This window comes from Roseovarius sp. MMSF_3298, from assembly GCF_030733705.1.
In the GTDB taxonomy this organism is placed as follows: Bacteria; Pseudomonadota; Alphaproteobacteria; order Rhodobacterales; family Rhodobacteraceae; genus Roseovarius; species Roseovarius confluentis.
Genome location: NZ_JASHIN010000009.1, coordinates 137,894 through 157,173, shown reverse-complemented (window position 1 = coordinate 157,173; position 19,280 = coordinate 137,894). Strand labels below are relative to the sequence as shown.

Annotated in this window: 14 protein-coding genes; 7 read left to right on the top strand and 7 right to left on the bottom strand. The window is 66.1% G+C overall.

The window, feature by feature from the left end; translation table 11 throughout:
- Positions 1 to 1,108: LysM peptidoglycan-binding domain-containing protein (locus RBB18_RS10605; RefSeq protein WP_306111931.1), on the top strand; the 1,108-nt coding region annotated here is incomplete at its 5' end.
- Between the two features lie 112 nt (positions 1,109 to 1,220).
- On the opposite strand, the gene RBB18_RS10600 is transcribed toward RBB18_RS10605, so the two are convergent.
- Positions 1,221 to 1,346: an entericidin A/B family lipoprotein gene (locus RBB18_RS10600; RefSeq protein WP_103764034.1), complete on the bottom strand. Its 126-nt coding sequence runs from the start codon at positions 1,344 to 1,346 to the stop codon at positions 1,221 to 1,223.
- 168 nt (positions 1,347 to 1,514) lie between these two features.
- Between RBB18_RS10600 and RBB18_RS10595 the strand changes: the two genes are divergently transcribed.
- Complete coding sequence (locus RBB18_RS10595) at positions 1,515 to 3,332, top strand: ABC transporter ATP-binding protein/permease (RefSeq protein WP_306111932.1); 1,818 nt, start codon at positions 1,515 to 1,517, stop codon at positions 3,330 to 3,332.
- A 329-nt stretch (positions 3,333 to 3,661) separates the two neighbouring features.
- Positions 3,662 to 3,877, top strand: a complete 216-nt coding sequence (locus RBB18_RS10590; RefSeq protein ID WP_103764032.1) for a hypothetical protein — start codon at positions 3,662 to 3,664, stop codon at positions 3,875 to 3,877.
- A gap of 54 nt (positions 3,878 to 3,931) precedes the next feature.
- On the opposite strand, the gene RBB18_RS10585 is transcribed toward RBB18_RS10590, so the two are convergent.
- Together RBB18_RS10585 and RBB18_RS10580 are read right to left on the bottom strand one after the other, a co-directional pair.
- A complete protein-coding gene (locus RBB18_RS10585; protein ID WP_306111933.1) occupies positions 3,932 to 7,822 on the bottom strand; it encodes an efflux RND transporter permease subunit in 3,891 nt (1,296 codons plus the stop codon).
- Entirely contained in the window at positions 7,819 to 9,156 is a 1,338-nt protein-coding gene (locus RBB18_RS10580; RefSeq protein WP_306111934.1) for an efflux RND transporter periplasmic adaptor subunit, read from the bottom strand. The genes RBB18_RS10585 and RBB18_RS10580 overlap by 4 nt, the downstream gene beginning before the upstream one ends.
- 248 nt (positions 9,157 to 9,404) lie before the next feature.
- Here RBB18_RS10580 and RBB18_RS10575 point away from each other — a divergent pair, with 248 nt between their 5' ends.
- From RBB18_RS10575 to der, 3 genes are all read left to right on the top strand, one after another.
- The gene (locus tag RBB18_RS10575; RefSeq protein WP_306111935.1) at positions 9,405 to 10,082 is read left to right on the top strand and encodes a hypothetical protein; all 678 of its coding nucleotides are present in this window, start codon (positions 9,405 to 9,407) and stop codon (positions 10,080 to 10,082) included.
- A 55-nt stretch (positions 10,083 to 10,137) separates the two neighbouring features.
- Positions 10,138 to 11,469, top strand: coding sequence for a PQQ-like beta-propeller repeat protein (locus tag RBB18_RS10570; protein ID WP_245890513.1), 1,332 nt, complete (start codon positions 10,138 to 10,140; stop codon positions 11,467 to 11,469).
- Positions 11,470 to 11,553: 84 nt separating this feature from the next.
- On the top strand, positions 11,554 to 13,017 hold the full coding sequence (gene der / locus RBB18_RS10565; RefSeq protein WP_274593267.1) for a ribosome biogenesis GTPase Der: 1,464 nt from the start codon (positions 11,554 to 11,556) through the stop codon (positions 13,015 to 13,017).
- On the opposite strand, the gene RBB18_RS10560 is transcribed toward der, so the two are convergent.
- Entirely contained in the window at positions 13,010 to 13,723 is a 714-nt protein-coding gene (locus tag RBB18_RS10560; RefSeq protein ID WP_306111936.1) for a hypothetical protein, read from the bottom strand. The two genes, der and RBB18_RS10560, sit on opposite strands and share 8 nt — an antisense overlap.
- 92 nt (positions 13,724 to 13,815) lie before the next feature.
- Between RBB18_RS10560 and RBB18_RS10555 the strand changes: the two genes are divergently transcribed.
- Positions 13,816 to 14,862 carry a fatty acid desaturase gene (locus tag RBB18_RS10555; protein WP_371931626.1) on the top strand — a complete coding sequence of 349 codons (1,047 nt, stop codon included), beginning with the start codon at positions 13,816 to 13,818 and terminating at the stop codon, positions 14,860 to 14,862.
- 55 nt (positions 14,863 to 14,917) lie between these two features.
- Here the strand turns inward: RBB18_RS10555 and RBB18_RS10550 are convergent, their stop codons facing one another.
- The 3 genes from RBB18_RS10550 to cobT form a co-directional block, all read right to left on the bottom strand.
- Entirely contained in the window at positions 14,918 to 15,259 is a 342-nt protein-coding gene (locus tag RBB18_RS10550) for a DUF427 domain-containing protein (protein WP_103764025.1), read from the bottom strand.
- Positions 15,260 to 15,362: 103 nt separating this feature from the next.
- Complete coding sequence (locus tag RBB18_RS10545; protein WP_306111937.1) at positions 15,363 to 17,186, bottom strand: aminopeptidase P family protein; 1,824 nt, start codon at positions 17,184 to 17,186, stop codon at positions 15,363 to 15,365.
- A 160-nt stretch (positions 17,187 to 17,346) separates the two neighbouring features.
- A complete protein-coding gene (cobT, locus tag RBB18_RS10540; protein ID WP_103764023.1) occupies positions 17,347 to 19,224 on the bottom strand; it encodes a cobaltochelatase subunit CobT in 1,878 nt (625 codons plus the stop codon).
- Positions 19,225 to 19,280: the final 56 nt, after the last annotated feature.

Sequence of the window (19,280 nt, the reverse complement as noted above, 5' to 3'; positions counted from 1 at the left end):
GGAGGCGCCGGCGTCGGGTGGTGCGGAAGACGCGAGCCTCGACGAAGAGGGGCAGCCCGCCGGTCCGACCGATACCGCGACGACGCAGGCAACGGAGTCGGACGAGACCGTTCAGCCGGCAGCGACAGTGGCGGAGGCCGCGTCGGAGGAGACGGCGCCCGGACTCGAGACGGCGATGTTGTCGGATCCGGCAGCACCCGAAGGTGACGGTGGGACGCCGGAGGCGGCACCGGAGAGCGAGGCCGGGGACGGCACCGATGCGGTGCAGTCCGGGACGGTGCCCGAGACGGCGGCGGACAGTGCAGCTGGGGCAGGAACCAGGTCTGCCACCGCGACCGAAGGCAATGAGACGGCGACGACGGGCGAGACTGGAGCTGAGCGAGCGGGGGCCACCGGGAGCGAAGGCGATGACACGGCGACGACCGCGACGGCGGGCGAGGCCGGGACCGGGCAGGACGGAACCGGGCAGGGCGACGACACCGCCAACGGCGCGCAGACCGTCAACAGCCCTGTCCCCGCCGGCACTGACGCGGACGAAAGCCGCGATCCCGCTCCGGGGGCGGCGGTGCTGATGTCCGACGCGGACGGCGTGCGGGTGATCCAGCCCGCGCCGGGAGACGCCAGCCCGGAGGTGATGTCTATCGTGGCGCTGGACGCGATCAGCTATTCGGACAGCGGCAAAGTGGAATTGTCGGGCCGGGGCACCAGCGACGGGTTCGTGCGCGTCTACCTGGACAACAAGCCGGTCACGACCTCGCGGATCGAGGCGGATGGAAGCTGGGGCACGGACCTGCCGGAGGTGGATACCGGCGTCTATACCCTGCGGATCGACGAGGTGGATGCGGAGGGCAATGTCACCAGCCGGGTCGAGACGCCCTTCAAGCGCGAGGACGAGACGCTGCTGGCCGAGGCCACCCAGGCGGGCAAGCTGGTGCAGGCGGTGACGGTGCAGCCGAGCTATACGCTGTGGGGGATTTCGCGGCGCAATTACGGCGAGGGGATCGAGTATGTGCGCATTTTCGAGGCCAATCGCGACCGGATCCGCGACCCCGACCTGATTTACCCGGGGCAGGTGTTTTCCATCCCCGACCAGGTGGTGGCGGAATAGCCCGGGCAAAGGAAAACCCCGACGCGGGATGCGCCGGGGCCTTGTAACTTTCCTTGGCAAGCGCCGTGATCAATGTTGGATCGGGGGATCACGCCGCCGCTCGAAAGAGGGCTCAATCGTTTTCTTCGGCCTCTTCCTCGATATCGTTACCGAGGTTGGACAGGTCGCGCCCGAACCCTTCGGTCGTCTCGCATGCGGCGAGGGCGAAAAGGGCGGTAAGTGCTGCGATGAAACGCATGTCTTTCTCCTGTTAGTCAGGCCCGTTGCCTGCTCTTACGCGGGTAACTCTGGCAGGGCGGGATTGGTTCCAAAGCAAACCCGGAAAACTGCGACACAACTGTGCGGTGGTGCGTCTGGCCTTGGCGGCGGGCTTGGCCTATGTCACCGGAGGGATGAAGGAGATCAGATGCGGCGCAGACCCACGACAGCGACGGAAATGCCGGAAAACGGCCTGCAAGTGATCCGGCGGGTGGCGCCATACCTGTGGCCGGAGGGACAGACATGGGCCAAGCGCAAGGTGGTGCTGGCGATGATCGCGCTGGTGCTGGCCAAGGTCGTGGCCGTGGGGACGCCGTTTTTCTACAAGGCGGCGGTGGATCAGCTGGCCGGGGAAGGCCAGGAGGCGGCGTGGATGCTGGGCGCGGGCGCGATCGGGCTGACAGTGGCCTATGGCATGGCGCGGCTGATGAACGTCGGCTTCCAGCAGTTGCGCGACGCGATCTTTGCGCCCGTGGCGCAGCGGGGTCTGCGACGGCTGGCGCTGGAGACGTTTCAGCACATTCACCACATGTCGATGCGCTTTCACATGACGCGCAAGACCGGGGGGCTGAGTCGGATCATCGAGCGGGGCGTGAAAAGCGTGGAGTTCCTGCTGCGCTTTCTGCTCTTTTCCGTCGGGCCGCTGATCCTGGAACTTCTGATGATCGGCGTGGTACTGTGGACGCTGTTCGATTTCTCGTACCTTGCCGTGGTGGTAGGGGTGATCGCGGCCTACACGGTGTTTACCTTCAAAGTGACGGAGTGGCGGGTGAAGCTGCGCCGCCGGATGAACGAGCAGGACACCGACGCCAACCAGAAGGCGATCGACAGCCTGCTGAATTTCGAGACGGTGAAATATTTCGGCGCCGAGGGGCGCGAGGCGGCGCGATATGACCGGGCGATGGAAGGCTACGAGACGGCGGCGCTGCAGACATCGTATTCGCTGGCCTTTCTGAATGTCGGGCAAAGCTTTTTGATCACCGGCGGGCTGGTGGCGGTGATGGTGATGGCAGCAATGGGCGTGCAGAGCGGCGCGTTGACGGTGGGCGATTTCGTGATGGTCAACGCCTACATGATACAGATCACCATGCCGTTGAACTTTCTGGGCACCGTGTACCGCGAGATTCGCCAGAGCCTGGTCGATATGGCGGAAATGTTCGATTTGCTAGAGAAAAACCCGGATGTGACCGACGATAAGGATGCAAAAGGTCTGGAAATTGAAGGTGGGTCGGTGCGGTTTCGGGACGTTTCCTTTGGGTATGACCCCGAGCGACCGATCCTGCACGGTATTTCGCTGACCGTGGCGGCGGGCGAGACCGTGGCGCTGGTGGGCCCGTCGGGGTCGGGCAAGTCCACCATCGGGCGGCTGCTGTTCCGGTTCTACGACGTGAGCGGCGGGGCGCTGGAAATCGACGGGCAGGACGTGCGCGGTGTGACGCAGGAGAGCCTGCACGCGGCCATCGGCGTGGTGCCGCAGGACACGGTGCTTTTCAACGACACGATCGGGTACAACATCGGCTATGGCCGCGACGGAGCCACTCAAGGCGAGATCGAGGCGGCGGCGAAGGCGGCGCAGATCCACGAGTTTATCGAGGGCTTGCCCAAGGGGTATGACACGCAGGTGGGGGAGCGCGGGCTGAAACTGTCGGGTGGCGAGAAGCAGCGCGTGGGTATCGCGCGTACGCTGTTGAAGGACCCGCCGATCCTGCTGCTGGACGAGGCCACGTCTGCGCTGGACACCGAGACCGAGCGCGAGATCCAGGATGCGCTGCGCCGGGCGGGCGAGGGCCGCACGGTGATCACCATCGCGCACCGTTTGTCGACGGTGGCCGATGCGGACCGGATCGTGGTTCTTGAAGACGGGCGGATCGTCGAGGAAGGCACCCATGCCGATCTGCTGGCGCGGGAGGGGCGCTATGCTGGCCTGTGGGCGCGGCAGGCCAGCGAGCGGGAGCGGGCGGCCTGAGGCCGGTTATGACCCCTTGGAGTTGATAAACCATGGTTCGGGGGGATTGGCCCGGCGTTGCTACCGGGCCGGTGAGACACGGCGCTAACGCTGAAACGGCCGGTCCAAGGTTTCAAAACCTTGGGGCGCACCTGCGCTATCTTGGAAATTTTTCCATTTTTCTCAAAGCCTTGACTTTGTCTTATTGATACGTCGCTTCACGCGGCTAATTTGCTCTTCACGTGGTTGGGGGACTGCGTTAGAGCGAGGCTTCTTGGCTCCTGTTTACAAGTTTCTTCTGGTTTTGGTGCGAAAGACCGACGCCAACGACGCGCAAAGCAAGAGGCGACATGTACCACGGGACAATTCTGTATTTTTCAGACGATGGAAGTGTCGCGCATATCTGGTGCGCGAAGGCCGGCAATCCCCTGGTCCGGGCGCGTGAGGCCGATTTTCCCGAGCTTTGGCCGGGGCTGCAGGTTGGCACGAATGTGGTCTTTCACGGCAAGACCGGGGACAGACAATGGGTCGTGACACTCGACCTGGCGCCGGACGGCGACGCGTGAGCGCCGGGCACGAGGGACGCGGGGCGCGTGGGGTATCACCGACCCTACGCGGGCCTACTCGGCGGCGCGGAGGGATTTTTCTGTGGGCGGGGTGTCGTCATCCTCGTGGGCGCTGTCGGGGATGGTTTCGGTCCAGATGATCTCGGGCGCGCGGACGCGGCCGGCCTGACGCGACAGTGCCCAGTCGCGGGCGGCGCGGCTGGTGCGGCCGAAGGACAGCTTGGCCAGAAGCTGCGCCCCCCAGAGGACATAGGTCGTGGCCCAGATGCGCAGCGCCAGCATGGAGGGCGTAAAGACGAGCGTCAGAACGGTGGCGATGCCGAGGCCGAAGACGACCGCGGTGGCGAGTTGCTTCCACCACAGCGCGGTGGGACTGTTGAAGGTGTAGCCGCCGCCGAAGAAATCGAGGCTGAGGCCGAACATCATCGGTGCAAGGCCCGCCATCGTGGTGATGGTGGTCAGCAGGACGGGGCGGATGCGAGCCTCGGCCGTGCGCGTGATTGCCTCGATCCGCGGCATGTAGCGGGAATATTCCTGGTAGGTGTCGATCAGCACGATGTTGTTGTTCACCACGATGCCCGCGAGCGCCACGATGCCGGTGCCGGTCATGATGATCGAAAACGGCTGGTTCATTACCAGCATCCCGATGAGGACGCCGGTGGTGGACAGGATCACCGCCAGCAGCACGAGGACGGCGTTGTAGACCGAGTTGAACTGCGCCAGCAGGATGATGAACATCAGCCCGAGCGCCCCGAGAAAGGCCTGTTGCAGGAAGGCGCCGGATTCTTCCTGGTCCTCGGCGTCGCCAGTCCATTCATACGATATGCTGCGCGGAATGTCCGATGAGTCCAGCCATTCGGTCAGGGTTGCAATCCGCTCGTTGGCGGTGAGGGGGACTTGCGTTTCCTCGCCGTTCTCGCCGGTCGTCGTCACGGTCAGGCCGTCCACCACGGCGGCCTTGACGTCGAAATAGCGGGTCTGGTCGACGCGGTCGATCTGGGCCAGTTTCGGCACAGGCCGGCGGGTGATGAAGTTCGACAGCGGCACGAGACCGTCATTGGTGCGGACCTTGAGCGTGTCGAGGGTGGACAGCACGCGGTCCTCGGCGGGCAGGCGGACGCGGATGTCGATTTCCTCGTCCGAGGAGGGCACGCGCATGGTGTCGAGCAGGATGCCGCGCGTCACCAGCTGGACCATCGCGCCCACGGTGGCGACGTCCGCGCCGAAGCGGCCGGCCTTTTCCACGTCGACGTCGATCTGCCAGTCGATGCCGGGCAGAGGGAGCGTATCCTCGATCAGTTCGAGTCCGCGGGTCTCTTCGAATTTTTCGCGGGCACGGGCGGTGAAAGCCTGAAGCTCTTCCCAGTTGTCGCCCTTGAGGCGCAGGTGCACGGGCTTGGCCGAGGCGGGGCCCTGTTCCAGCGACAGGATCTCGACCTTCATGCCGGGGATCTGTTCCAGCTGCGCGGTCAGTTGGTCGATGGTGCGTTCGCCGCCGGCCGTGGGGTCGTTGACGCGGCGCTGCACATCGTAGTCGAGGAAGGGGATGGTGAACCACGTCTCGTAAGTGGTCGGGCGGTCCTCCCACTTGACCAGCTCGAACTGGACCTGGCCGATCGTGTCGAGCGGGGGCTGCGCGCCACCGGTGTTGTTGTTGAGCCCGCCATCGCCGGCAAAGGAGAAGGCGCTGAGCACGTTGGGATGTTGCAACACGACCTCTTCGGCCTCGCGGACCAGGGCGTCTTTCTGCCCGATCGAGAGGTTGCCGCGGGCGCGGACATAGACGATGGCGTTCTCGGGCTCTGATTCCACGAAGAACTCGGTGCCGTTGTTGTTGTTGACGTAATACATCAGCACCGAGCCGACGAAGACGAAGATGGCGCAGAAGGCCACAAGCGGCATGATCGGGTTGGCGGCGATGGAATGGATGATCCACCCGAAGGGCGAGCGGCGATAGCCTGCGTCGATCCGCTGGGCGCGGTGCAGGCGGGTGTATTGCCGGATCGCGATGGCGGCGAAGACGATGAGCGCGAGGACGATGGCGGCGGCCCAGTCCAGCCCCAAGCCCCATGCGACGCCGATGGCCGCAGCCGCGAAGATCAGGCCGCGTGCCACCGGGAAGGGCAGCTTGCGCGCCTGCCAGGTGTCGAGGCTGTCCCACAGGAGCGACAGGCGGCGGAAGAGCGCCAGCACGCACAGAAGCGCGGTCAGCGCGCCGGCGAGGGCCACGCCGCCCGCGATGACCATGCCGAGCCCGAGGCCGAAGGCGGTGAGCAGCGACGGGATGACCGAGCCGAGGATATCGCCGCCGTCCATGCCCGCAAACTGCGCGCCAGCCTGGGCGGCCAGCGGCGGTATGGCCTGCCCGGCCAGCAGCAGACCGCCGACCGCCAGCACGGCCAGTGCGATATGCAGGTAACAGCGGGTGGTGGCGATGGATTCGATCCGCAGGGTGAACCAGCGTTCGATGCGGCCCGTGACGCCGCCCATCACGGGCAGGTAGACGAGCGCCACCAGCAGCGAGGCCGACAGCACGAAGATGAGCGTGACGGGCAGCATCATCATGAACTGCCCCGGCACGCCGGGCCAGAAGAGCATCGGCAGGAAGGCGCAGAGCGTGGTGGCGGTGGAACTGACCACCGGCCAGAACATGCGCTTGGCGGCGGCCACGTAGGCGTGCATCGGGCCTTCGCCCTCGGCGATCTGCTTGTCGGCGTATTCGACCACCACGATGGCGCCGTCCACCAGCATCCCCACGGCGAGGATCAGGCCGAACATGACGATGTTCGAGACCGGCACGCCCATCACGGCCAAGAGCGCGAAGCACAGCAGGAACGAGGTGGGGATGGCGAAGCCCACCAGCAGGGCGGGGCGGATGCCCAAGGCCGCCAGCGTGACGATCATCACCAGCGCGATGGCGGTCAGCACCGAGCCTTCGAGCTGCGAGACCATCGAGGCGATGATGCGGGATTGGTCGTTGGAGCTGTCGACCTGTACCGCGACCTGAAGTTCGGACGGCCAGTTGTTCTCGGCCTCGGCCACGACCTTGCGCACCAGCGCGGCCGTGTCGATGATGTTGAAGCCCTTGCGCTTGACCACCTGCAGGGCGATCGCCGTCTCGCCGTTGAAGCGCGCGGTGCCGGCGCGGTCCTCGAAGGTCAGGTTGATGCGGGCCAGATCGCCCAGCGTGACCACGCGGTCGCCATTGGTCTTGATCGGCAGGTCGTAGATGTCGCCGGTGTCGTCGAAGGACGAGGGGATCTTGACCGAGAAGGCGCCCTGCGCGCTGTCGACCTCGCCCGCCGCGATCAGCTGGTTGTTGTTCTGGACGACGGTCAGCAGCTCGTTGGCGGTGACGTTGTAGGCCTCGAGCCGCAGAGGGTCGATGACCACCTCGACCATCTCGTCGCGGTTGCCGGCTATGCCGGCCTCGAGCACGGGTTCCAGCCCTTCGAGCCGGTCCTGCAGGTCCTTGGCGATGCGGGCCAGCGTGCGCTCGGGCACGGGGCCGGAAAGCGACACGATGATGATGGGAAACTCGGAGAAGTTGATCTCGTTGATCGTGTACTGCTCGGCGCCTTCTGGAAAGTCGGCCTCGGCGGCGTTCATGGCGTCGCGCACGTCGGCCATGATCTGGGACTTGTCCCAGCCGAACTCGAACTCCAGCGCCACGCCGGCATAGTTTTCGCCTGCCGTGCCGGTCATTTCCTTCAAGCCATCAAGATCGGAAAGCTCTGTTTCCATGGGCTTGACGAGCAGTTTCTCGGAATCCTCGGCCGAGATGCCGGGGAAGTTCACCGACACGAAGAGCGCCGGGATCTCGATATCCGGCTCGCCTTCCTTGGGCAGGGAGATATAGGCGGTGGTGCCTGCGACGATCGACAGGATGATGAAGGCGATCACCATCCGGGCGCGTTGCGAGGCCCAGTCGACGATGCCCGTCATTGGATGGTCTCCCTGTAGGTGGGCTTGACGGGCACGCCGTCGGCCACGAATTCCTGGCCGATGATGATGACGTTCTCGGTGTCGGCGAGGCCGGTGACGAAAACGCCCGTGGGGCTGTCGCGCAGCAGGGTCACGGGCTTGAACTGTGCCGTCTTGTCGGGGGTCACGATGCGGACCCCGAGCGCGCCGTCATCGTCGAGCGTGAGGGCGGATTGCGGCAGAAGATGCGCTTGCAGCCCTTCGGAGTCGATGTTGATCTCGGCGGTCTGGCCGTCGCGCAGGGCGAGATCCTCGTTCGGGACGCGGATGTCGACGCGGAAGGTGCGGGTGGTGGGATCGGCGGCGCGGGAGATGAAGGTGACCTCGCCTTCGACGGTGCCGCCAGAGGCGAGCCGCGCGGTGGCGGGCGCGCCGAGGGAGACCTTGGCGATCTCGGTTTCGGGGATGAAGCCCACCAGCATGATCGGATCGAGCTGGATTACCGTGGCGCAGAGCGTGCCGGCCTGAAGGAAGCTGCCAAGCTCGGCTGTATCCGATTCCAGCAGGCCCGAGAAGGGCGCCTTGATGGTCAGCCGGTCGATATCCTTGCGGGCCGAGGCCACGGCGGCCTCGGCGCTTTGTACGCCCGAGCGTGCCGCCTCGATGCCCGCGGCGGCGGTTTCCTCGCCCGATTGGGCGGCCTTGAGCGCGGCCTCGGCGCTGGTGATCTGGGCCTTGGCGCCTTCGACGGCGGCGCGGGTTTGCGCGACGCGGGTCTGCGAGGCGAAGCCGTCGGTCGAGAGTGTTTCAGCGGCGTTGGCATTGATCTCGGCCTCGTTGAGCACGGCGCGGGCCTCGACCAGGCGGGCGCGGCTCTCCTGGATGCGGGCCTCGGCCTCGGGCACGGCGGCCTCGGCCTCGGGGATGCGTGACTTGGCCTCGGCCAGGCGGGCCAGCGCCTCGGCCAGGTTGGCCTCGCGCGTGCCGGGGTCCAATTGGCAGAGGGTTTGGCCCTGTTCGACGAAGGCGCCCTTGCGGATCGGGTCCGAGACGATCTGTCCGGCGGTTTCGGCGCGCAGCTCGACCTGGCGGTCGGCCTCGGTCTGGCCCCTTACTGTGACGGCGCTGTCGATGGTGCGGGCGGTGGATTTCAGGGCCACGACGCCGACGGTGCCGTCGCGTTCTTGCCCGGTTTCGGTCAGACGGTCGCCCGCTTCGGTCTCTTGCGCGACCGCCGGAGCCGGCTGGGAGTCCTCGACCGGGGCGAGCAGGGCGGACATGCGGTCACGCTCCATCACGAGGGCATAGATTGCCGCGCTGACGAGGATGGCGGCGAGGATGGGGAAAAGTCGCATGAAAAGGCTTTCCGGACGTTGTCTAATTTAGTTTACAGGGACGTGACCTGGGAGGCCATGCATCTTTGTGGTGTAATACGCTGAACTATCCGGTTCAGATTAGTCCTTTTGCGCGAACTGTTCAACCCGCCGTGATGCGCCGGGTGGCGCACGGCCGAGGGATGTGGCGGGGATGTATCCGCGCGCCCCTTGGCAGCGCCGGGACGACGCGGTAAGAGGGGCGAACTTTTGGAGAAGGGCAGTGCGCAGTGAGCCAGTCTGACAGTTTCATCGACGAGGTGACCGAGGAAGTCCGCCGCGACCGTCTGTACCGCAATTTCAGGCGCTATGGCTGGATCGGCATCCTGGCGGTGCTGCTGTTGGTCGGGGGCGCGGCCTATAACGAGTGGCGCAAGGCGCAGGAGCGCGCCGAGGCGCAGGCGCTGGGCGATGCGATTATCGCCGCGCTGGGCGAGGAAGAGCGTGCGGCCCGCAATGCGGCGCTTGACGCGATCCAGACAGAGACCGGCGGCGCGCGGGCGATTGTCGGCCTGCTGGCGGCGGGCGAGGGCGGGGCGGAGATGGCGCCCGAGACGGTCGAACAGCTGTTGAGCCTGGCCGATTCCGCCGAGGTGCCGCTGGTTTACCGTCAGATCGCGACCCTGAAGGCGGTGGCGCTGCCGGGCTCCGGCCTGAGCGCCGAGGATAAGCGCAGCCGGCTGGAGGGCATGGCCGCGAGCAGCGGAATCGTGCGCTTGCTGGCCGAGGAGCAGCTGGCGCTGGTCGACCTGGAAACGGGCGACCGGGACGCCGCGCTGGAGCGTTTGCGGGGTATTTACGAAAGCGCGGAAGCCACAGCGGGCTTGCGTCGGCGCGCCGAGCAGTTGATTGTTGCGCTGGACGGTGACATTGAAGAAGAGCCGGGCGGCACGACCGACGGCAACTAAGGTTTGCGGCACCCCTGAGGGGGCGACGCCTGAGGACAGTACGGGGGCGACAGCGGTGAAGACGTTAGCGGGAGTGATTGGCCTGAGTGCGCTGTGCCTTGTTGCGGCCTGTGCCAAGAAGGAAAACATCCTGACCGGCGAACGGCTGGAGGTCAGCGAGATCCTGCAGACCGAGCAGGGCGAACCGGACCTGGCCCCGCAGACAGTGTCGGGCAGCGTGCCGCGGCTTGCCCTTCCGGCGGCGCGCAGCAACGCCAGCTGGACCCAGAGCATTTCCAACGCCCGCACCCGCGTGGCGCACCCGGCCCTGCGCGGCACGCCCCAGCTGGCCTGGACGGCGAATATCGGCCAGGGTGACGGGCGCAAGTCGCGCATTACCGCCGATCCGGTCGTGGGCGGGGGCATGGTTTACACGCTGGATGCGCGGGCGCAGGTATCGGCCTTTACCACGGCGGGTCAGCAGGTCTGGACCCGTGACCTGGTGCCCGAGAACGACAACAGCATCGACGGCAGCGGCGGCGGTCTGGCCTATGATAACGGGCAGCTTTTCGTCTCTTCGGGCTTTGGCCTTCTGACCGCGCTGGACGCCTCGACCGGCGCCGAGCAGTGGCAGCAGAACTTGCGCGCCACCGGATCGGGCAGCCCCACCGTGGCGGGGGACCTGGTCTATGTGGTGGCGGGCGATGAACTGGCCTGGGCGCTGGACCGCACCGACGGGCGCATCGCCTGGCAGTTGGAGGCGCGACCCGACATCCAGAACGTGCTGGGCGCGCCGTCGCCGGCGATCTCGGACAAGTACGTGGTCTTCGGCTTTGGTTCGGGCGAGGTGCAGGGCGCGTTCCTGAAAGGCGGGCTGCGGCGCTGGACCACCCAGATCGCGGGCAGGCGGCAGGGCTATTCCAGTGGCCAGATCGCGGACACGACCGGCGAGCCGGTGATCGACGGCAACACGATATTCGCGGGCAATCACACCGGGCGCACCGTGGCGCTGAACCTTGGCAATGGCGAGCGTCTGTGGACCGCCGCCGACGGGCCGCTGAACCGGGTGTGGCCGGCGGGTGATTCCATCTTCATGGTGTCTGATCGGAACGAACTGCTGCGGCTGGCCAAGTCCGACGGGCGCCGCCTGTGGGACGTGAAGTTGCCGTTCTTCACCAAGTCGAAGCCTAGGAAACAGGCGCGGATCTTTGCCCATTATGGGCCGATCATTGCCGGGGGCCGCCTGATCATCGCGTCAAGCGACGGTTTGATGCGGTTCTATGACCCCACGAATGGCGCATCGCTGGGACAGGTGCAGATGCCGGGCGGGGCGACGACCAACCCGGTGGTGGCCGGAGGCACGCTTTATGTCGTGTCGTCCAAGGGCCAGTTGATGGCTTTCCGTTAAGCCGGACATGGTGTAACAGGGCGCTTTCGTGGCGGCCCTGATACGCAGGGTCCGCGCGGTTCATCCGATCCGGAGCCTGACAAGATGAGTTTCACACTGGCAATCGTGGGCCGCCCCAACGTGGGCAAATCCACGCTGTTCAACCGGCTTGTGGGCAAGCGGCTGGCGCTGGTCGACGACCAGCCGGGCGTGACGCGCGACCTGCGGGAAGGCGATGCGCGGCTGGCCGACCTGCGATTCACGGTGATCGACACCGCGGGGCTGGAGGATGCAACCGACGACAGCCTCGAGGGCCGGATGCGCAAGCTGACCGAGCGGGCAGTGGACATGGCCGATGTGTGCCTGTTCCTGATCGATGCGCGGGCCGGGGTGACGGCGCTTGACGAGATGTTCGCCGAGATCCTGCGCAAGCGGGCGGATCACGTCTTTGTCGCCGCCAACAAGTCCGAGGGCAGTGCTGCTGATGCCGGGGTGCTGGAGGCCTATTCGCTGGGGCTCGGCGAGCCGATCCGCATGTCGGCCGAACATGGCGAGGGGATGCACGACCTTTACACGGCGCTGTTGCCGCTGGCCGACGGCTATGCCGAGAGGGCCGAGGCGGAAGCGCCAGAGGTGGACGTGATCGTTGACGAGGACGGCGAGGCGGACCCCGAGGGCGTGCGCAAGCCCACCAAGGCGCGGCCCCTGCAGGTGGCCGTGGTAGGGCGGCCCAATGCGGGCAAGTCCACGCTGATCAACAAGATCCTGGGCGAGGATCGGCTGTTGACCGGACCCGAGGCGGGGATCACGCGCGATGCCATTTCGGTCCAGATGGACTGGGACGGGCTGCCCGTGCGGATTTTCGACACGGCGGGGATGCGCAAGAAGGCCAAGGTGCAGGCGAAGCTGGAAAAACTGTCGGTGAGCGACGGCCTGCGGGCGGTGAAGTTCGCCGAGGTCGTGGTGGTGCTGCTGGACGCGGCGATTCCGTTCGAGCAGCAGGACCTGCGCATCGCGGACCTGGCCGAGCGCGAGGGGCGTGCGGTGGTGGTCGCGGTGAACAAGTGGGACATCGAGGACGACAAGCAGGGCAAGCTGCGCGACCTGCGCGAGGCGTTCGAGCGGCTGTTGCCGCAGCTGCGCGGCGCGCCGCTGGTCACGGTTTCGGCCAAGACGGGCAAGGGGCTGGACCGGCTGCACGGCGCCGTCGAGAAAGCCTATGACGTGTGGAACCGGCGGGTCAGCACCGCGCGGCTCAACCGCTGGCTGACAGGGGTGCTGGAGGCGCATCCGCCCCCCGCGCCGGGCGGGCGGCGGATCAAGCTGCGCTACATGACGCAGGCCAAGACGCGGCCGCCGGGTTTCGTGGTGATGTGCAGCCATCCCGACAAGATGCCGGCGAGCTATTCGCGCTATCTTGTCAACGGGTTGCGGGACGATTTCGACATGCCGGGCACGCCCATTCGCCTGACCCTGCGGTCGCAATCGGACAAGAACCCGTACAAGGCGAAGAAGAAGGCCGGTCCGTCGAAGCTGCGCAAGCACATCAAGGGGCGCGGGTCTAGCTGAGGCGGTCGGGCCGCTTGCGCAGGGCGAGGATCGCGAGGGCCACGACCCCCGCGCCGCAGAGGACCAGCACCGGCGAGTTGACGGGATCGGCATTGGCGAAAGCGATGCCGACCAGTGCCCAGATGACAGCGGCGGCGTATTCCGGTGTGTCGGGGCGCAGCGTCAGCAGGGCGGCCGCGAGGATGAGAGCCAGCACGATCATGGCGATGGCCGCGGTCTGTTCCGAGACATAGCCGTAGCCTGCCAGCAGCAGGCCGAGCGCCACGCAGGACGCCGCCGTCAGCCAGCCGGTATAGAGTGCGATCGGCGTGCGCAGCCAGATCCGGTCGCGTCGCCCCATGCGCAGGAAAGCCAGAGCGGCGCTGGCCCACATGATCCAGATGAGAACGGTTGCCCAGGCGGGATTGATATTGGCCACCGGAATCCACCCGGCCCCTATGACGAGGCTGGTGATATAGGGCCAGCGCATCGCGTCCCAGGCTGGGTCGTCGCAGCGGTTGAGAAGCCCGAACAGCGCTCCGGCCAGAAGCCAGATATAGATCAGTCCCCAGATCGAGAACGCAAAGCCCGCCGGCTGTACCGGGGGATTGTCCTGCGGGATCGGGAATTGCCCGGCGCTGAACCCGTTGAAGCCGGAACTGTAGACCGGGGACAGCGCGAAGAGGATGGCGGCAACGAGTGCGAAGACGGCCTTGACCTTGTGCATGAGGGGCCCTTTCGGCGATTTCGGGAACACGATGTGTCGGCTGTCATGTTGTTCTTGCAAACGACTGAAATAGTTCCAAATTAGAGACGTCAATGGTAGCATTGCGTGCGTTCGTTCAAGATGTTTTCGGCCTGTGGGGGCGCTGGACCATGACCATCCGCGATTATCTGAAAGACTATACCGGCAAGTCCGACGCCATGGGCGCGCTGAGCCTTGGCGCCACATTCGCGGTTTACTTCGCGGCACTTGGGCTGGGGGCCTGGGCCTGGCCCGCGTGGTGGGCGGTGCTGCCTTGCGTGGTCGTGCTCGCCTTCGCATCTGTGCGGCTCTACGTGCTGCAGCATGATTGCGGGCATTATTCGCTGTTTGCCACCCGGCGGTGGAACGACGTGGCGGGGCATGTCCTGTCGGTGTTTTCGCTGACGCCTTACCGGGTGATGCAGTTCAATCACAACCAGCATCATGCCTATCTCGGCAACCTGGAGCATCGCGAGACCACCGAGGTTTACACCATGACCTTGCAGGAGTGGAACGCGGCAGGACGGGCGACGCGGACCTGGTACCGGATCTATCGCAACCCGGTCGTGATGCTGAGCCTGGGCGGGATCTATGCTTATTTCATTGCCTATCGCTGGCCGGCGAACACGCGGCGGGTCGGTCCGTGGGGCGTGGTGGCGCATAACTTCGCCGTCGCGGCCTATGTCGGCATTGTCTGGGCGCTTTTGGGCGTGCCGGGATTGGTGGTGCTGGGCGCAAGTGCGGTGCTGGCGGGTGTGATCGGCGTGTTCCTGGTCTATTTGCAGCACAATTTCGAGGACACCTACTGGGACCGCAAGCCGGACCTGGATTTCCGCAAGGCGACGCTGGAAGGCTCGTCGAGCCTGGATTTGGGGCATTGGTGGGATATCGGGACGGGCAACATCGCCTACCACGATCTGCATCACTACAACCCGCAGATCCCGTCCTATAACCTGCGCCGGGCGCAGAAGAACCTGCCCGACGGGTTGCGGGTGCATGACGAGATCCGCTGGCCCGAGGCGCTGGCCAGTTTCCGGCTGAAGCTGTGGGATGAAGAGAGCGGCAAGCTGGTGCCGTTTCCGCGCCGGCGCAGCCTGCGTCGTGCAGCGGCGGGGGCCTGAAATTCTTCCTACGAAGAATTTCAGGTGAGATTATTCGTACGAATAATCTGGTGCGTCAGACCTTTTCGACGGTGACGTCGTCGGAAGAATAGAATGCGAGGTGGTCCTTGATGCGGGCCACGTCGGACTTGGGGTCTTCATAGCTCCAGGCCGCGTTTTCCAGGGTCTTGCTCTTGGTGACGATCGAGAAGTAGCTGGCCTCGCCCTTGTGCGGGCAGGTGGTGCGGTGATCGCTTTCGTCGAGGAACGCCATGGCGATGTCTTCGCGCGGGAAATAGATCACGTCGTTCAGGCCTTCCTCGGCCAGAACCAGCGCGTTCCTGCTTTCGACCAGTACCGCGCCGCCTGCGCGGACCGTCCATGTGCCGTCTGCCTTGTGGATCGTGATCTTTGCCATTTTTCTTGTCCTTCCCTCGTGCAATGTCATAGGCACCGGGACGCCGCCCGGTGTCAACCCGTTGACATGCCCTTCTGTGACCCGTCCGTGTGACAGGATCGTGTCAGAGCGGTGCGGTCGTCGTGTCCAGCCAGTCGCGCGTGGCATCGTCGAGCCGCGGGCCGATCCGGTCGCGGCAGGTGGCGTGGTAGTCGTTTAGCCAGTCGCGTTCGTCGCCGGTGAGCGCGGTCGCGTCGATCAGGCGGCGGTCGATGGGCACGTAATTGAGTGTCGTGAAATGCAGCATTTTGCGGTCGTCGCCGTCGGGCAGGGCGGGGGCGGGGGTGACCACCACGAGGTTCTCGATGCGGATACCGAAGGCGCCCTCGCGGTAGTATCCCGGCTCGTTCGAGAGGATCATGCCGGGTTGCAAAGGCTCGGTCGAGGCGCGCGATAGGCGCTGCGGGCCCTCGTGGACGCACAGATGCACGCCGACGCCGTGGCCGGTGCCGTGATCGTAATCCTGCCCGGCGCGCCAGAGGGGCATGCGCGCGATGGCGTCGAGGTCGCGCCCCGCAAGACCCTTGGGCCAGCGGGCGCGGCTCATGGCGATCATGCCTTGCAGGACGCGGGTGAAGGCGGCGCGTTCCGTGTCGCCCGGTTGGCCCACGGGCAGGGTACGGGTGATGTCGGTGGTGCCGTCCTGGTACTGTCCGCCGCTGTCGAGGACGAGCAAGTCGCCGTCCTGAAGCGTGCGGTTGGTCGAGTCCGAGACGCGGTAATGCGGCAGGGCGCCGTGCGGGCCGGACCCGGCGATGGTGTCGAAGGAGATATCGAGCAGCGCGCCGGTGTCGCGGCGGCAGGCCTCTAGCTTTTTCACCACGTCGATCTCGGTGATCGTGCCGGGGGCTTGGGCGTCGAACCACGCAAGGAAGGCGCACATGGCGGCGGCATCGCGCAGATGCGCCTCGGTGCTGGCGGCGATCTCGGCATCGGTCTTGCAGGCCTTGGGCAGGATGCAGGGGTCGCCGGCATAGGCGATGTCGGTGCCGGCCTCTTCGAGCAGGGACACGATGCGCAGGGGCACCGAGCCTCGGTCGAGCCGGACCGGCCCGGCAAGGGCGCTGATGGCCGGGGTGAAATCCTGCGGCATTGCGAGGGTGACATCGTCGCCCAGATGGGTGCGCACGGCGTCATCGAGCTTGGCGGGGTCGATGTAGAGGTCGACTTTCGCGTCGTCGTGCAGGATGGCGAACGCGTGCGGGATCGGGTTGCGGGGGATGTCGCCGCCGCGGATGTTCAGAAGCCACGCGATGGAATCGGGCAGGGTGAGGATGGCGGCGCGATGGCCGTCCTCGCGCAGGGTTGCGGCAAGCGCGCGGCGTTTGTCGGCGTGGGATTTGCCCGCCAGATCGTCGGGATAGACGCGCACGGCGCCCGTGGGCGGGGCGGGACGGTCGGGCCAGGTGCGGTCGACGAGGTTGTCGGTGGCCTTCAGTGTGATCCGCGTGCCCTTGAGGCCGTCCTCGATCGCCGCGATCTGCTCGGGCGTGTAGAGCCACGGGTCATAGGCCACTGTGCCGCCCGTAGGCAGGTGGGTTTTCAGCCAGCCTGCGGGGCGCGTGGCTGGCCAGTCGACGGGGGTGAAGTGGTCAGTGTCGACCTGGGCGCGGACCTGGCCGCGGTAGCGGCCGTCGACGAAGACGCCGGCGATCTCCCGCAGCACGATGCAGAAGCCCGCGGAGCCGGTGAAGCCGGTGAGCCAGGCCAGCCGCTCGTCGCCGGGGGCGACGTATTCGCCCTGGTGCGCGTCGGCGCGGGGGATCATGAAGCCATCGACGCCGTCACGCTCCAGCTCCGCGCGCAGGAGTTTCAGGCGCGGCGGGCCTTGTTCGGGAGAGGCGGATTCGGAAAAGGACTGGAAGACGGTGTCGGGCAAATCTGTCATGGGCAAAGTGCTAGGGCCGCGCGGGGCGAAGTGCAAGTGTGGGCGCGGGCAGGGGCCGATTTCTTGCAAGAAATCGGGTTGGAAAATTGGAATTTTCCAGCGCGGAATTTTGCAAAATTCCGCCTGGGCGGCGTAGGGAAGCCGTAGCTGTTTCAGGTGCTTAGCTGGCGCGCTTCATGCCCATGACGCGGGCGCGGGCGCGCGGGTCGCTGTCGAAAAGGGCGGCCAGCTGTTCGGTCATCACCCCGGCCAGCTGGTCGGCGTCGGTGATGGTGACGGCGCGGTTGTAGTAGCGTGTCACATCATGGCCGATGCCGATGGCCAGGAGTTCCACCTGTTTGCGGCGCTCGACCATGGCGATCACGTCGCGCAGGTGCTTTTCGAGATAGTTGGCCGGGTTCACCGACAAGGTGGAATCGTCGACCGGCGCGCCGTCGGAGATGACCATCAGGATCTTGCGCGCCTCTCGGCGGCCTGCAAGGCGGCGATGCGCCCATTCCAGGGCCTCGCCGTCGATGTTTTCCTTCAGGAGACCTTCTTTCATCATCAGGCCCAGGTTGGCGCGGGTGCGGCGCATGGGGGCGTCGGCGGACTTGTAGACGATGTGGCGCAGGTCGTTGAGGCGCCCGGGCAATTGCGGGCGGCCTTCGTTCAGCCAGGTCTCCCGGCTTTGGCCGCCTTTCCAGGCGCGGGTGGTGAAGCCGAGGATCTCGACCTTGACGTTGCAGCGTTCCAGCGTGCGGGCCAGCACGTCTGCGCAGATGGCGGCGATGGAAATAGGCCGCCCTCGCATGGAGCCGGAGTTGTCCAGCAGCAGCGTCACCACGGTGTCGCGGAACTCGGTGTCCTTTTCAACCTTGAAGCTGAGCGGCGTGGTGGGGTTGGCCACGACGCGGGCGAGGCGGCCGGCATCGAGAATGCCTTCTTCGCGGTCGAATTCCCACGAGCGGTTCTGTTGCGCCTGCAGGCGGCGCTGCAGCTTGTTGGCAAGACGGCTGACCGCACCCTTGAGCGGTTCGAGCTGTTGGTCGAGGAAGGCGCGGAGGCGTTCGAGCTCGATGGGCTCGGCGAGATCTTCGGCGTGGATTTCCTCGTCGAAGGCGGAATTGTAGACGGCATAGTTCGGGTCGGCGTCCGAGATGGGTTGCGGCGCGGGGGGATCGAGCGGCGCCTCGCCTTCGGGCATTTCGGTCTCGTCGCCCTGCTCCTGGTCGGCCATGTCGTCCATGCTGACCTGAGCCTGCGCCTCGTCCTGCTGTTGTTCCTGGGATTGCTCGGGATCGGCGTCGGCCTCGGCCTCGTCGCTGTCATCCTCGCCGGTGCTGTCGGGCTGTTCCTCTTCCTCCTGGTCTGTTTCGGCCTCCTGCTCCTGCTCGTCGTCGTCGAGGGCGTCGGGGTCGTCGCCAAGCTGGTCGCCATAGCCCAGATCGTCGATGATCTGGCGCGCGAAACGGGCGAATTCGGACTGGTCGGAGAGCTTGGCCTGAAGGTCCTCGAGCGTGCCGCCGGCCTGTTCCTCGATGAAGCCTTTCCACAGGTCCATGACATTGCGCGCGCCGTCCGGCAACTCGCGCCCGGTGGCTAGATGGCGGATGAGGTAGCCCGCGGCATTGGCCAGCGGCGCCTCGGCGGGGTCGGTGATCTGGTCATAGCCGCGGCGGCGGGCCTCGGCGCCGATCTTGGCGTCGATATTGCCGGCGGTGCCGGGCATGTGGCGCGCGCCCATCGCTTCGCAGCGGGCAGTTTCCATCGCCTCGTACAGGTCGCGGGCCATGTCTCCGGGCGGGCAGTAGCGGCTGTGTGTGCCCGCGTCGTGATATTTGTGACGCAGGGCCAGCGCGTCGGCGGTGCCGCGGGCCTGCAGCACCTCGTCCTTGGTCATGCGGCGGCTGATCTGGGGCAGGCGCATGGAATCGCCCGAGACCCCGGCGGGGTCGACCGAGTAGGAGACGTTCAGCTCCGGGTCGTCGGCCAGCACCTTGGTGGCCTCGGCCAGCGCCTTTTTGAAGGGATCGGCGGGGTTGTCGGATTGCGCCATTCTGCGGGGCCCTGTCACGCTGCGGTTTCAGGGATGCAACCTAGGCTGACCAGCGC

Bases quoted from the DNA above. Each gene is read 5' to 3' on its own strand.
- RBB18_RS10600 (WP_103764034.1), bottom strand. From the start codon at position 1,346: ATGCGTTTCATCGCAGCACTTACCGCCCTTTTCGCCCTCGCCGCATGC.
- RBB18_RS10595 (WP_306111932.1), top strand. From the start codon at position 1,515: ATGCGGCGCAGACCCACGACAGCGACGGAAATGCCGGAAAACGGCCTG.
- RBB18_RS10590 (WP_103764032.1), top strand. From the start codon at position 3,662: ATGTACCACGGGACAATTCTGTATTTTTCAGACGATGGAAGTGTCGCG.
- RBB18_RS10585 (WP_306111933.1), bottom strand. From the start codon at position 7,822: ATGACGGGCATCGTCGACTGGGCCTCGCAACGCGCCCGGATGGTGATC.
- RBB18_RS10580 (WP_306111934.1), bottom strand. From the start codon at position 9,156: ATGCGACTTTTCCCCATCCTCGCCGCCATCCTCGTCAGCGCGGCAATC.
- der (WP_274593267.1), top strand. From the start codon at position 11,554: ATGAGTTTCACACTGGCAATCGTGGGCCGCCCCAACGTGGGCAAATCC.
- RBB18_RS10560 (WP_306111936.1), bottom strand. From the start codon at position 13,723: ATGCACAAGGTCAAGGCCGTCTTCGCACTCGTTGCCGCCATCCTCTTC.
- RBB18_RS10555 (WP_371931626.1), top strand. From the start codon at position 13,816: ATGGTAGCATTGCGTGCGTTCGTTCAAGATGTTTTCGGCCTGTGGGGG.
- RBB18_RS10550 (WP_103764025.1), bottom strand. From the start codon at position 15,259: ATGGCAAAGATCACGATCCACAAGGCAGACGGCACATGGACGGTCCGC.
- RBB18_RS10545 (WP_306111937.1), bottom strand. From the start codon at position 17,186: ATGACAGATTTGCCCGACACCGTCTTCCAGTCCTTTTCCGAATCCGCC.
- cobT (WP_103764023.1), bottom strand. From the start codon at position 19,224: ATGGCGCAATCCGACAACCCCGCCGATCCCTTCAAAAAGGCGCTGGCC.